Origin of the sequence: Staphylococcus sp. NAM3COL9, from assembly GCF_001431205.1 — a bacterium.
Classification (GTDB): domain Bacteria; phylum Bacillota; class Bacilli; order Staphylococcales; family Staphylococcaceae; genus Staphylococcus.
This window is the reverse complement of record NZ_LGPC01000016.1, coordinates 217,578-230,163: the sequence shown is the minus strand read 5'-3', so window position 1 is coordinate 230,163 and position 12,586 is coordinate 217,578. Positions and strand designations below refer to the sequence as shown.

At 32.0% G+C, this 12,586-nt stretch carries 15 protein-coding genes; 10 read left to right on the top strand and 5 right to left on the bottom strand.

Annotated features, from left to right (window positions below; all coding sequences use genetic code 11):
• Nucleotides 1–122 precede the first annotated feature (122 nt).
• The 3 genes from ACA31_RS10800 to pcp are packed head-to-tail and all read left to right on the top strand — an operon-like array spanning nt 123 to nt 2,438.
• Nucleotides 123–827: a DUF969 domain-containing protein gene (locus ACA31_RS10800; RefSeq protein WP_057513324.1), complete on the top strand. Its 705-nt coding sequence runs from the start codon at nt 123–125 to the stop codon at nt 825–827.
• Nucleotides 820–1,746: a DUF979 domain-containing protein gene (locus ACA31_RS10795; protein WP_057513323.1), complete on the top strand. Its 927-nt coding sequence runs from the start codon at nt 820–822 to the stop codon at nt 1,744–1,746. Before ACA31_RS10800 ends, ACA31_RS10795 begins: the two co-directional genes overlap by 8 nt.
• 50 nt (nt 1,747–1,796) lie before the next feature.
• Nucleotides 1,797–2,438 carry a pyroglutamyl-peptidase I gene (pcp, locus tag ACA31_RS10790; RefSeq protein ID WP_057513730.1) on the top strand — a complete coding sequence of 214 codons (642 nt, stop codon included), beginning with the start codon at nt 1,797–1,799 and terminating at the stop codon, nt 2,436–2,438.
• A gap of 70 nt (nt 2,439–2,508) precedes the next feature.
• On the opposite strand, the gene ACA31_RS10785 is transcribed toward pcp, so the two are convergent.
• Nucleotides 2,509–3,009, bottom strand: coding sequence for a GNAT family N-acetyltransferase (locus ACA31_RS10785; RefSeq protein ID WP_057513322.1), 501 nt, complete (start codon nt 3,007–3,009; stop codon nt 2,509–2,511).
• A 237-nt stretch (nt 3,010–3,246) separates the two neighbouring features.
• Here ACA31_RS10785 and ACA31_RS10780 point away from each other — a divergent pair, with 237 nt between their 5' ends.
• Nucleotides 3,247–4,062, top strand: coding sequence for a metallophosphoesterase (locus ACA31_RS10780; RefSeq protein WP_057513321.1), 816 nt, complete (start codon nt 3,247–3,249; stop codon nt 4,060–4,062).
• Between the two features lie 54 nt (nt 4,063–4,116).
• Here ACA31_RS10780 and ACA31_RS10775 read toward each other — a convergent pair whose 3' ends face one another.
• Nucleotides 4,117–4,746 carry a C39 family peptidase gene (locus tag ACA31_RS10775; RefSeq protein ID WP_057513320.1) on the bottom strand — a complete coding sequence of 210 codons (630 nt, stop codon included), beginning with the start codon at nt 4,744–4,746 and terminating at the stop codon, nt 4,117–4,119.
• A 170-nt stretch (nt 4,747–4,916) separates the two neighbouring features.
• On the opposite strand from ACA31_RS10775, the gene ACA31_RS10770 reads away from it, so the two are divergent.
• Nucleotides 4,917–5,381 carry a GyrI-like domain-containing protein gene (locus ACA31_RS10770; RefSeq protein WP_057513319.1) on the top strand — a complete coding sequence of 155 codons (465 nt, stop codon included), beginning with the start codon at nt 4,917–4,919 and terminating at the stop codon, nt 5,379–5,381.
• Nucleotides 5,382–5,474: 93 nt separating this feature from the next.
• On the opposite strand, the gene ACA31_RS10765 is transcribed toward ACA31_RS10770, so the two are convergent.
• A complete protein-coding gene (locus ACA31_RS10765) occupies nt 5,475–6,683 on the bottom strand; it encodes a multidrug effflux MFS transporter (protein ID WP_057513318.1) in 1,209 nt (402 codons plus the stop codon).
• A 170-nt stretch (nt 6,684–6,853) separates the two neighbouring features.
• Between ACA31_RS10765 and ACA31_RS10760 the strand changes: the two genes are divergently transcribed.
• Together ACA31_RS10760 and ACA31_RS10755 are read left to right on the top strand one after the other, a co-directional pair.
• Entirely contained in the window at nt 6,854–7,234 is a 381-nt protein-coding gene (locus ACA31_RS10760; RefSeq protein ID WP_057513317.1) for a GtrA family protein, read from the top strand.
• 194 nt (nt 7,235–7,428) lie between these two features.
• A complete protein-coding gene (locus ACA31_RS10755) occupies nt 7,429–8,298 on the top strand; it encodes a cation diffusion facilitator family transporter (protein WP_057513316.1) in 870 nt (289 codons plus the stop codon).
• Nucleotides 8,299–8,627: 329 nt separating this feature from the next.
• Here the strand turns inward: ACA31_RS10755 and ACA31_RS10750 are convergent, their stop codons facing one another.
• The gene (locus ACA31_RS10750; RefSeq protein WP_057513315.1) at nt 8,628–9,005 is read right to left on the bottom strand and encodes a hypothetical protein; all 378 of its coding nucleotides are present in this window, start codon (nt 9,003–9,005) and stop codon (nt 8,628–8,630) included.
• Between the two features lie 377 nt (nt 9,006–9,382).
• On the opposite strand from ACA31_RS10750, the gene ACA31_RS10745 reads away from it, so the two are divergent.
• Entirely contained in the window at nt 9,383–10,069 is a 687-nt protein-coding gene (locus ACA31_RS10745) for a 2,3-diphosphoglycerate-dependent phosphoglycerate mutase (RefSeq protein ID WP_057513314.1), read from the top strand.
• Between the two features lie 245 nt (nt 10,070–10,314).
• On the opposite strand, the gene ACA31_RS13310 is transcribed toward ACA31_RS10745, so the two are convergent.
• Complete coding sequence (locus ACA31_RS13310) at nt 10,315–10,419, bottom strand: putative metal homeostasis protein (protein ID WP_156393458.1); 105 nt, start codon at nt 10,417–10,419, stop codon at nt 10,315–10,317.
• Between the two features lie 221 nt (nt 10,420–10,640).
• Here ACA31_RS13310 and ACA31_RS10740 point away from each other — a divergent pair, with 221 nt between their 5' ends.
• Nucleotides 10,641–12,086, top strand: coding sequence for an MDR family MFS transporter (locus ACA31_RS10740; protein ID WP_057513313.1), 1,446 nt, complete (start codon nt 10,641–10,643; stop codon nt 12,084–12,086).
• Nucleotides 12,087–12,190: 104 nt separating this feature from the next.
• On the top strand, nt 12,191–12,523 hold the full coding sequence (locus ACA31_RS10735; protein ID WP_082587072.1) for an ASCH domain-containing protein: 333 nt from the start codon (nt 12,191–12,193) through the stop codon (nt 12,521–12,523).
• Nucleotides 12,524–12,586 lie beyond the last annotated feature (63 nt).

The following is a 12,586-nucleotide window of genomic DNA, read 5'->3' as shown; positions in this document are numbered from 1 at the left end:
TATTTCATATTACCACTCTTTTTTGTGGATTTTAGTAAAAGTGAGTTATCAATATAATTTTTCTGAAAATTCATTGTATTTAGGAATAATAAATTTATACTATAGTAAAAGGGAGGGGTTTTATGGAATGGTTAAAATTAATTGGAATTTTGATTATCATATTGGGATTTGTCTTTAAAGTCGACACTATTGCAGTGATTTTAATTGCCGCAGTAGTTACTGGAATTGTGTCAGGGTTGGATTTATATGCAATTCTAGATACATTAGGGAAAGCATTTGTTGATAATAGGTTGGTGACGTTGTTCATTTTAACTTTACCGATGGTTGGATTAATAGAGAGATTTGGATTGAAAAAACAAGCATCTAATTTAATAGGAAAGGTGAAGCGTGTAACGAGTGGACGATTGATGACAATTTATTTAGTGATTAGAGAGCTAGCGGGCGTGGCGTCGATTCGTATAGGGGGACATCCACAATTTGTCAGACCACTTATTAATCCTATGGTACAAGGTGCATTAAAAACACGATATAATTTAAAAGATGAAGAGGTCGATGCTACAGATATCGAGAAGATAAAAGCACAAGCATCTGCAATGGAAAATTATGGTAATTTCTTTGGACAAAATTTATTTGTTGGTGCGGCAGGTGTATTACTTATGGTTGGAACGTTTCAGTCATTAGACATTAAAGTAGATGCAGTAGATCTTGTTTTAGCATCATTACCAATTGCAATTATCGTTTTTATTATTGTATGGATTAATAATATAAGGTTTGATAAGTATTTAGAGAAAAAGTATGGCACGAAGCAGGTGAATAAAAATGAGTGAAAGCATATTAAATAATATTTTAGAGCTCTTTTACATATTAATAGGTTTACAATTACTTTATACAGCGTATCGTGTATTAAAAGCTTCATCACATCAGAAAAAGTATGGGACAGCACTATTTTGGATTTTGCTAGCAGCGACTTTTATCATAGGGCCCTATATACCAAATGTAATAAACGGTATATTTATTTTAGTAATGGGTGGATTAACATTATTTAAACAAGTGATAATTAAAAATATAATTGATGTCGATGAGGCAATAGGGGATAAAGGTGCAAAAAAATATGGTAATAAATTATTTGTTCCAGCTATTATACTAGCTGTGGCAGCCATTGCAGTATCAAATTGGACGTCCTTAGGTGGGGCAATTGGTTTAGGTGTATCCTCTGTTTTAGGTTTAATAGCAGCTTATGTTGTAATTAAACCTAATGGCAAATATGTGCTCTATGATAGTGACAGATTAACACAACAAATTGGCACTTTAGGTATATTACCTCAGTTTTTAGCAGCTTTAGGTGTGCTATTTACTGTTAGTGGTGTTGGAGATGTTATTTCTAAAGGGATATCTTCATTCTTACCGGAAGGCAATCATTTATTAGGTGCCACAGCATATATATTAGGCATGGTATTATTTACGATGCTAATGGGAAATGCTTTTGCAGCATTTACTGTTATCACGGCAAGTATTGGTATTCCATTTGTTATAGCGCAAGGTGGAGATCCTGTTATAGCTGGTGCTTTAGCTATGACAGGTGGGTTTTGTGGAACATTGTTAACACCTATGGCAGCAAACTTTAATACATTGCCAGTAGCATTATTAGAAATGAAAGATGAGTTTGGTGTTATTAAAGCACAAGCACCTATCGCATTTATATTAATTTTTGTACACATTGGTTTAATGTATTTTTGGGCTTTCTAAACCATGAGTACTGTGAGTTAATAAATTAAAATAAAGGAGGTTATTAGATGATGAATATATTAGTAACGGGATTTAATCCTTTTGGTGGAGAAACAATTAATCCTGCTCTAGAAGCTGTAAAACGTTTGCCAGATGAAATTGAAGGTCATAAGATAGATAAATTAGAAATACCTACTGTATTTCATAAAAGTAAAGAGGTCGTTGTAGAACAATTAAAACAAAAAGAATATGATATTGTTTTAGCTATTGGACAGGCAGGGGGCAGGTTTGAATTAACACCAGAACGAGTTGGAATTAATATAGATGATGCACGTATTCCAGATAATGAAGGGAATCAGCCAATTGATGAAACGATTCAAACAACAGGAGCATCTGCTTATTTTTCTAATCTACCAGTTAAACGTATGACTGAAGCAATAAAATCAAAGGGTGTACCTGCACGTTTATCAAATACTGCTGGCACATTTGTATGTAATCATATTTTATATCAACTTGGTTACTTACAGGCGACACAATTTCCAAATATTAAATTTGGTTTTATCCATGTGCCATTTATACCTGAACAAGTTATAGATAAGGTAGAAAAGCCATCGATGACTATTGAGACGATTTTTAAAGGTTTGAAAGCCGCACTTGAAGCAATCATTGAATCAGATAAAGATATCAAAGTGGCATTAGGAGAAATACACTAAAAATGTCAAGCATAATAAATAAGCGTACGTCTACTTTATGTAGGGCGTACGCTTATTTATTATGATGGTATTAATAGTCGTGTTCAGTTCTTGTGAAATTCATTCTTATTTCATGATACGTTTTTCCGAAATAGGTAGGTTTTTTTTCAGATGTTCGTTTGAAACCTATCTGTTCATAGAAATGGATGGCATTGTCATTTTCTTCTACGACCCATAGCATTACATTATCTGGATAAGATAACTCTAATGCACGTTGCGTTAGTGCAAAGCCAATCATATGATGCTGATATTCTTCTAATAAATATAATGCGAAAATTTCGCTCCAATCATCTGAAGACGTTGATGTTTGTGTTTTGCCATAGGAAATAAAACCTACAATTTCGTTATTTACAATAGCAACTAATGTTGGTACATCATGCAAGGAGGACTGCTTGATAAATTGTTCTTTATCAAGTTTTTCTAAGTAATCATTCCTAGCTATATCATCGTAAGTTTCTAGCCAGCTTTCATAATGAACCATCGCTTTACCGTGCTTATCTTTTTCGGACAAGGCTCTAATCGTAAACTCCATAGAATGTCCTCCTTTATATACTAAATTGATATTATTATAGCATCATTTATTTTTAAAAAGAAATATTTACACTTTTAATAGTAATGTAAAATAAATATATTACGGGATAATGTTGTATTATCGATTAATAGTAGTTTTATTAGTTAGAACAACTCAAAAAATTGTGCAGATTACTTAATGAACTATAAGAGAGTATGTAATAATGATAGTGTTATGAAATAGAGGAATGTGATAAAAATGAAAATAGGTATGATTTCAGATTTACATGTAGATAGACATAAGACACTGACACCTGAAGATTACCAACAAGTATTAATTAAAGTTATAAATCAGCGTGGTATAGAAATGTTGCTTATTGCAGGGGATATCTCTAATAATTATAACTTAACGCAACAATTTATTGAGCGCCTTGAAAATATAACACAAATGAAAGTGTTATTTATTCCGGGCAACCATGATTTTTGGGCTACAGATACAGGTGCTACATCAGCTGAAATTTTAGATTTTTATATGGCGATGGAGTCGTGCTTAATTGGTAAGCCTTATGACATAAATGATGAATGGGCCATTGTCGGGAACACAGGTTGGTATGATTATACGTATGCGGATCCTAAATTTTCAATAGAGCGAATTGCTCGTAGAAAGTATTACGGTGCAACTTGGCAAGATAAAGTGAAAATTGATTGGCCTATGGAAGATAGAAAACTATCTCGCATTGCAGCCAAACAAACGACAAAGGATATTGAAAAAGTTAAACATAAAAAAGTGATACTTATGACGCATATCGTAACGCACCCGAAATTTTCAGTTCCAATGCCACATCGCATATTTGATTATTTTAATGCGTTTATAGGAACATCAGATTTTGATACTTTATACCAACAATATGATATTCGCTATAGCATTATGGGGCATGTTCATTTTAGAAATGCATTTGAAGAACGCGGTGTCACATACATTTGTCCATGTTTAGGTTATCAAAGAGAATGGCGATCATCTGATATAGAACAAGAAATCAATCATGCATTATATAGTATTTCAATTTTTGAGTAATCTTGTAGAGGGCGCGAATACGAAATCAAATTAGATTTCTATCTCGTCCCATTTTTATTTCGTTAACAATATTGATGGTTGAATATAAAAACTCATGCGACCAGGTGCGTTATAACTTTGTTCTAATTTAGATTTTTTGATTTTAATCATTTGAAATTTATTGGGTATGATTGCAGGGACGATTATTATTTTGCTTAAATATGACCATAATGGATCAATATAATAATAATGATGTTCGTCATAACCAATCAGTACAGTTACATGAATATTGGACACTAACTGAGTTGGATGGTTATCTAATTTAAATGTACGTTTCGCAGGATGCTGACCCAGCACAGTGTGATAAATCACAACTGGTTGACCTTGATCAATAATGTTACATAGGTCATTTAAAGATTGCCCAGTACTGTTATTGATATATGCATCGTATTGTTTTAAATGAGGAACTAAAGCAGTCGGGAATATTGTTTGATGATGCCCCCATTTAATCCATAAATGATGGCCTACATAACCTTTATACGGATTATTTGCATGTCTAGGCCAATGTTTCATGATTTGTGTGGCTGGAATAGCGTGTTCATTAAATTGTAGTATCATGGCGGCGGATACGCCTTCACACCCCATAATCATAGGAATAGGAAAAAGCTGACTAATTGGTTTTACAGATAAAATTTTTCGACTCATACTATAACTCCTTGCTTAATTTGTAAAAAATGGACTTGTTTTGAAATTTATTTTATTATATAACCATTATTTGAAGATGCATATTAAGATGCCTGAATATCCATATAATAGTTCACGATAGAAATGGCATATGCATTTTGGTTATAATAAGCAAAAAGGGGCGGATGTGTATGGAATACAGATTAGAGACGCTATCACAGACTTCGGTTTTAGGTGTGAAAAAGGAGTATGCGACTGGTCAAAAAGCGCAAGAAGATATATTTAATTTTTGGATGGATTTTGATGATAATAGAAAAAAGCAGGAATTAATGCCACTAGGTAATCATCAATTGCAAGGTCTATTAGCTGTTTATAAGCCACTTGCTAATAGTGAAGTGCATTGCCTCATTGGCGTTACCAATGATACAGATGAAGGACAATGGCATCGAATAGAATTATCTGAGGGCAGATACATTGTCTTTGATGCTAAAGGGCCAGTGCCTGAGTCTATTAAAAAAGGTATGGAAAAGATAAATAGACATATTTTACCTACATTAGATTATGAATTTCGCGATGCCCCATTTTTTGAGTTGTATAAAGAAGGGCCAATAAGATCAGAAGAATATATTACAGAAATATGGCTTCCTATCGTTTAGATAAATAATAATAACACAAAATAAAAGGGAGCCTCCAAAAATTTGGAAGCTCCCTTTTATAATAGGACTGGCGCCCTACCTCTTTTGTATAGACTATTTATTCAATACACTTTTTCTGGTAGTGAATTTTAAGCCTAGTTCTAATGAAATGATGAGAACTGTAGTGATAACTAAAATCGTTAAATATGGCATGACACTATATCCACCCTGTAAACCAACTAACGGTGATATCATACCACCTAGAATAAATTGGAAAAGTCCAAGTAAACTAGAGGCATTGCCACTACCACCTGTACGTGATTCCATTGCTAAGGTAAAGCTTAGCGGACCAATACCTGTTACTGGGCAAACATTTAAGAAGAATGCGATAATTAAAACCCAGGTTGGTAAGTGTAATATTAGTGTGATACAAATTAACACGACGCCTGTAATTTGTATCATTGTTAGTACAATAAGTAATATATAACGATTTATATAGCCCACTAAAATAGCAGTGAGCTGACTCATGATAATTAACCCAATGCCATTAATCGCAAATAGCACACTAAATTGTTGCGGTGTCATATCATAAATTTTCTGTGTAATAAAAGGGGCTGCAGATGAAAAGCTGAATAACATCACATATGTCAGTCCTTGTAATAACATAGGAATAACAAAAGTCGGCTTTTTCAACAAATAACCAAAGTCTTTAAAAATGGTACCAAAGTTAAGTTTTGAAAGGTCAGCTGTTCTTGTTTCTTCCATTTTGAAAAGGACGAAAAAGAATATAATCATACTAACAATTGTTAAAATAAAGAAAATAGCTTGCCAGTTTGAGACGCTTAAGGCATAACCACCAATAAGTGGAGCGATAATGGTAATAATCCCGTTAACGACAAGAAGTGAAGCTAGACCTTTGGCTAAAGTTTTCCCTTTATGTAAATCTCCTATAGAGGCCTTAGCTATGACGATAGCTCCGCCTCCAGTCAAACCTTGTATCAAACGAATTGTTAATAGGGTAGACATCGAAGTTGCGAATACTGCAATAAATGAAGCAATTGCATATAATATGATAATGATCAACGCAATCTTTTTACGTCCATATGCATCTGACAAAGGTCCAAAGATAAATTGTCCTATTGCGAGTCCTATCATAGCGAAAGACAGTGTGAGTTGCGCTTGAGAAACGGTTGTATTAAAATCACTTTGTACACTTGGTAATGATGGAACGTACATATCTATTGTTAAAGGACCAAAAGTAGTCATAATACCCAACACAATAATAACAATTAGCGGTAGTTGGCGATTTGAAGTTTTGTCCATGTTAAGTACTCCTTTAAATTTCTCTCTAATACATTATTATATACAAGTTTAATTATTCTGTAACTAAGTAATTATCCCATATGAATTTAGAAATGCAATGATAATTTACATACTAAAAAACAAATAGAACGTGCGAAATAATTATAAATATGAATCAAAGGAGTAAGTTCATGAATTTAAATAAAACCCACTATGAAATTATAAAGTTCATCATTGTTGGTGGTATTAATACATTAAATTACTACATCATCTACCTTATCTTATTAAAATTAATAGATTTAAATTACTTAGTCAGTCATGTAAGTGGTTTTATGGTTAGTTTTATAATTTCATATTATTTAAACTGCCATTTTGTATATAAAGTAAAACCCACATGGCGTAAATTTATTCAATTTCCGTTAACACAGGTTGTGAATATGGGCATGCAGACATTGCTATTGTATATATTCGTACAGTGGCTTCATATTTCTTCAGTAATAGCACCTTTTGTAGGATTAATTATAACGATACCTATTACTTTTGTTTTATCAAAATATATACTTAAAGACTGATTTTTTAAAGACTTAAAAGTAAAGTTAGAACAGTGATAACTTTTGTTTTTGTACAATTTAACACCTTTATTTAGGAAAGGCTAAAAAAATAATTAGAATATTTATATTAAATAATTTTTGAATAAAAATCGTTGTAAATACGCTTGGGATAGGTCATAATAAATGTTCTATATTAATTAAGGTGGACATCAGACATGACACAAAATGAAAATTTGAAAACAGCGCAAAAGGGCGCTTATTTAAGTTTAATTGTATATATCGTTCTTTCAATTGCCAAATTTATTGTTGGCTCAATGTACGATTCAGCAGCAGTTAGAGCAGATAGTTTAAACAATATGACTGATATTGTAGTCTCGTTAGCGGTTATTATAGGACTGAAAATTTCTATTAAACCTGCAGATAAAAACCATCCTTATGGACACTTAAAATCAGAGAATATTTCAACGTTACTCGTTTCGTTTATTATAATGTTTGTAGGTATACAAGTTGTGATAGAAAGTGTTCCTGAGATTTTTTCTAATAATCACGATGCACCTAATGTAATTACGATATATGTCAGTGTTATAAGTGGCATTATTATGTTGATTGTGTTTTATATTAATCAAAAGTTAGCTAAACGTACGAATAGTAGTTCGCTAAATTCAGCGGCAAAGGATAATCTATCAGATGCGTTAGTTAGTATTGGAACAGCTGTAGGCTTAATTTTTACACAATTTGGTTTGCCAATCCTTGATACAGTACTAGCGACGATTTTAGGTTTACTTATTATATATACTGGTTTTAGAATATTTAAAGAATCAATTTTTACCTTAAGTGATGGGTTTAATGAACAAGAATTAGAAGCTTACAAAAATTATGTTTTAGAAATAGAAGATGTGATTGATGTGCAAAATATTAAAGGTCGATACCATGGTAGTAGTATCTTTGTAGATGTAACTATTGTCGTAGAATCGGATTTATCTTTAGAAGATGCCCACCATATCTGTGACAAAGTAGAACAGCATATGCATGAAAAGGGTATTTCTTCAGTTTATGTACATCCCGAACCAGCATCCATACAATAATGAAAAATAAATCATATTTAAACTAAATATACTTGTAATTGATTTCTAACTGTCGACCATTGTTGACAGTTTTTTTGTCTGCATTTTTGTAAGTATAACTTCGACTTTTCTATATGAATTTCAGACTCGGTTACTAGGGGATGTCTTTAGCCTGTAATCTTCATCTCATGCTGTATTTGTTAGTAAGAAGTCAGTGAAAATTGTGATTGCTTGATAAATAAATTAGTTAATAACATAAAAAGAGACCTAAAACTAATTTCAGGCCTACAGATTAATTATATGTTCAAGCATTACATTTTTACGTGTAATACTTGAACTCATTGTTTTGCTTACCACCAGCCATTAGCTAGACGGAAATCAATTGCTGCATCGATTGAACCGTAACGGTCCTCAGCGTAGTTAATCATACCTTTAGTTTGCTCTTCAACAGATCCAGAGCCCCAAGCTTCTTTAGTTTGTCCTAAACCTTTATAGCCTAATTCGTTTACTGCTTCAGGGTCACCGCCTGATTCAGGCATTACAATATTATCCCATAGTGCTTTAGTGCCGCCTGCTTCTATAAATTCACTGTATACGTCATTGTTAGTTTGAGTAGTTTGTTGTGTTGACGTCTCAGCTGCATCTGCTGTTGAGACGTTTGAACTTACGCCTAAACCAGTTGCTGCAATAGTAATCGATGCGAAAGATGCTAATAATAATTTTTTCATTTTTTTAATCCTCCTAATTGATTTACCTGTATACATGATAAATATCACAGGTCACATTTTTACACTTAAATACTTTAAAATTTAATGAATAATAGTTATTTATTGTTTCCTTAATTCAACGTTTATAACTGTAACATCAAAAAATGGTCAGTAGGTTACAGAAAAATAAAAAGAAAGTATCTTTTATGAATAAATGAAGACAATTATTTCAAAACTAAAGTGTAAATTGTTATAATTTTAATATAGAAAGGCGATAGTTAGTACAGGAATACGTGAGTGTCCAGCTTTGCAACTATAAGTAATAAGTATTATTGCTGTAACATTCCTGTAAATATCGTATAAAACCATATTTTATTTAATGGAAAGAAGGAAATATTATGCCAAAATTAATTTTATGTAGACATGGGCAAAGCTTATGGAATGCTGAAAACTTATTTACAGGATGGGCAGATGTAGACTTATCTGAACAGGGTAGAAATGAAGCAATTACTTCTGGTAAAAAAATAAAAAATCAAGGTGTAGAAATTGATATTGTTTACACTTCCCTGTTAAAAAGAGCTATTAAAACAACATATCATTTGTTAAATGAATCTGATCAACTATTTATACCAATTATAAAATCTTGGAGATTGAATGAACGTCATTATGGTGGATTGCAAGGTTTAAATAAAAATGATGCTCGAGAAGAATTTGGTGAAGACCAAGTTCATATATGGAGACGATCATATGATACGCCACCACCAAACCAAAGTGGAGAACAACGAAAAAGTTATTTGAATGATAGAAAATATGAGCTTATAGATAGAAGAGTTATGCCAGAATCTGAAAGTTTAAAAGATACGTTGGTCAGAGTTATACCATATTGGAATGATCAAATCTCTCAACAGTTATTAGATGGGAAAACAGTGTTAGTGTCTGCTCATGGTAATTCATTACGCGCACTAATTAAATATTTAGAGGATGTATCTGACGAAGATATTGTTGATTATGAAATAAAAACTGGCGCACCTCTTATTTATGAATTAACAAATGATTTAAAAGTTACGGATAAATATTATTTATAATAAAAGGTAAGTAATAAATTGAATGCAATATATAACAGCCTTGAATTTTTATGAAGATCAGGGCTGTTATATATTGTTGACAAAATTTTGTGACTAAACATCTTTGTCATTTAGTTATATGGAATTTAAATTATATAGAAAATATGCATAATTTAATAGAAATTGACAAACATTATTCTGGAAGGAATTTAAGATGTCATTATAATTTTGAAGATGGATTACACTATAGTATTTAAGTAGAAATATTATTTATTGCGCTTGTGTTGTTGAATCATTTTACGCGTACGTTTTCGTGTCTTTATATTAGGACTATTTAAGTTACGACGTGCTGTTTGCACATCTAATTTCATAAAATATAACCTCCTCTATCTATGCGTATTATGAAGTATCAGAAACATTTTGTAAATAGTAATTATTTCGATTTAAAAAGGTTTTTTTGTATTAAAAAATAATTACGACGATTTGTCATGTTTTTAAGTATATTTAATGTGATGTCGTTGAAATATATGTATAATGCATAAATGCAGCTATTTTATGCTTGATAGACTAATAGGAAAACAGGAGACAGAATATGAATCAAAAAACCAAAATTTTAATGATATTAATGATGTTGCTTGGCGGTTTCTTCGGACTTTTAAATGAAACGCTATTAACAACAGCATTACCAAGTATAATGAAAGATTTTCAAATAGATTACACACAAGTGCAATGGCTTACAACAGCCTTCTTATTAACAAATGGCGTAGTTGTTCCATTGTCAGCGATGGTGATTCAACGATTTTCAACTAGGAAAGTATTTTTAACAGCCATATTTATATTCTTTATAGGTACTATTATTGCAGGATTTAGCCCTAACTTTTCTATTCTTTTAGGCGGAAGAATTGTTCAAGCATTAGGATCTGGAATCATGTTACCACTGATGATGACTACAATATTAGATATCTTTGAACCTCATGAACGTGGTAAGTATATGGGGACGTTTGGTTTAGTGATTGGTTTAGCACCAGCTATAGGGCCAACGTTATCAGGTTTACTTGTTGAATACTTCGATTGGCGTTCACTATTCTTTGTTGTCGCACCAATCGCAGCATTAACATTCATCGGTGCCTTTAAGTTTGTGAAAAACGTGGGTACGAATAGAAAAGTACCAGTTGACGTATTATCCATCATATTATCCATACTAGGATTTGGTGGTTTACTCTATGGTACAAGTTCGATTTCACGTGATGGTTGGAGTGATCCAGTAGTTTTAACAACTATAATAGGCGGACTTATCTTAGTAACAATTTTCATTATTCGCCAAACAAAATTAAAGACGCCATTACTAGATTTTTCAGTGTTCAAAAACAGTCAATTTGCTGTAGGTATTACGATTATGGCATTTACAATGATATCAATGATTGGATCTGAAACAATATTACCAATGTTCGTGCAAAATATAATGAAAGACTCAGCGCTTCAATCTGGTCTTATATTATTACCAGGTGCAATCGTTATGGGTATAATGTCAGTAGCCTCAGGATTTTTATATGAGAAGCATGGTGCTAAAATATTAGCATTAATTGGTATGTCCATTGTCGTAATAACTACTTCTTACTTTGTAATAATGGATGAACATACTTCACCAGCAATTCTTGCAACGGTATATGCAATTCGTATGATAGGTATTGCACTAGGATTGATGCCATTAATGACACATACAATGAATCAATTATCACGTGAGATGAATGCACATGGTTCATCAATGACGAATACAGTACAACAAATTTCAGCTTCTATTGGTACAGCTGGCTTAATTACTGTGATGACCCAAGTTTCTAAAAACTTTACACCTGATATGAGTAATTATAAGGGTATAGGAAAACAAGAAATGGCAGTTCAAATACAACATGAAGCTTTATTAAGTGGGTATCATGGAGCATTTTGGTTTGCTGTTATTATTTCTATTATCAGTTTACTCAGTGTGTTTATGCTGAAAAGTCAGCGTAAAATACGAGCAGAACAAAAAAATTCATAGATTAATGTTACGAAGAACTATAGACAACACTGTAATTAGATTTGTAATTGTGATATTTTTAAGCATAAATATAAGAATGGAGTGTATGTATCATAGAACATTCGATGAAGTTAAATAATGAACCATTTCATTTAGTTAAAAATGGGACGAAAACAATCGAAGTAAGATTAAATGATGAAAAAAGACAAGAAGTACAAAATGGAGATACCATTATTTTTACAAATCTCGATACAGATGAAAAAGTCAACGTAGTAGTCACAGAAACAATGGATTTCCCTTCATTTCAAGCGTTGATTAATCAATATACGAATCAAGAAATTGGTGCTAAAGAGGAAGAACAGCTTTCTCAAAAATTAGCAGCTATATATCAAATATATTCGCAAACTGATGAATTAAATTATGGTGCATTAGCAATTAAAATATGCTTAGCACATTAATAATAAATTCGGCCTGACATAAATTGTCGAGCCGAATTTTTATTCGTAAAAAGCAATTATTTA

What these genes read in the sequence shown, in the direction of transcription:
- ACA31_RS10785 (WP_057513322.1), bottom strand. Translation starts at nt 3,009, where the DNA reads ATGGAGTTTACGATTAGAGCCTTGTCCGAAAAAGATAAGCACGGTAAA.
- pcp (WP_057513730.1), top strand. Translation starts at nt 1,797, where the DNA reads ATGAATATATTAGTAACGGGATTTAATCCTTTTGGTGGAGAAACAATT.
- ACA31_RS10795 (WP_057513323.1), top strand. Translation starts at nt 820, where the DNA reads ATGAGTGAAAGCATATTAAATAATATTTTAGAGCTCTTTTACATATTA.
- ACA31_RS10745 (WP_057513314.1), top strand. Translation starts at nt 9,383, where the DNA reads ATGCCAAAATTAATTTTATGTAGACATGGGCAAAGCTTATGGAATGCT.
- ACA31_RS13310 (WP_156393458.1), bottom strand. Translation starts at nt 10,419, where the DNA reads ATGAAATTAGATGTGCAAACAGCACGTCGTAACTTAAATAGTCCTAAT.
- ACA31_RS10775 (WP_057513320.1), bottom strand. Translation starts at nt 4,746, where the DNA reads ATGAGTCGAAAAATTTTATCTGTAAAACCAATTAGTCAGCTTTTTCCT.
- ACA31_RS10765 (WP_057513318.1), bottom strand. Translation starts at nt 6,683, where the DNA reads ATGGACAAAACTTCAAATCGCCAACTACCGCTAATTGTTATTATTGTG.
- ACA31_RS10750 (WP_057513315.1), bottom strand. Translation starts at nt 9,005, where the DNA reads ATGAAAAAATTATTATTAGCATCTTTCGCATCGATTACTATTGCAGCA.
- ACA31_RS10800 (WP_057513324.1), top strand. Translation starts at nt 123, where the DNA reads ATGGAATGGTTAAAATTAATTGGAATTTTGATTATCATATTGGGATTT.
- ACA31_RS10760 (WP_057513317.1), top strand. Translation starts at nt 6,854, where the DNA reads ATGAATTTAAATAAAACCCACTATGAAATTATAAAGTTCATCATTGTT.
- ACA31_RS10770 (WP_057513319.1), top strand. Translation starts at nt 4,917, where the DNA reads ATGGAATACAGATTAGAGACGCTATCACAGACTTCGGTTTTAGGTGTG.
- ACA31_RS10780 (WP_057513321.1), top strand. Translation starts at nt 3,247, where the DNA reads ATGAAAATAGGTATGATTTCAGATTTACATGTAGATAGACATAAGACA.
- ACA31_RS10740 (WP_057513313.1), top strand. Translation starts at nt 10,641, where the DNA reads ATGAATCAAAAAACCAAAATTTTAATGATATTAATGATGTTGCTTGGC.
- ACA31_RS10755 (WP_057513316.1), top strand. Translation starts at nt 7,429, where the DNA reads ATGACACAAAATGAAAATTTGAAAACAGCGCAAAAGGGCGCTTATTTA.
- ACA31_RS10735 (WP_082587072.1), top strand. Translation starts at nt 12,191, where the DNA reads ATGAAGTTAAATAATGAACCATTTCATTTAGTTAAAAATGGGACGAAA.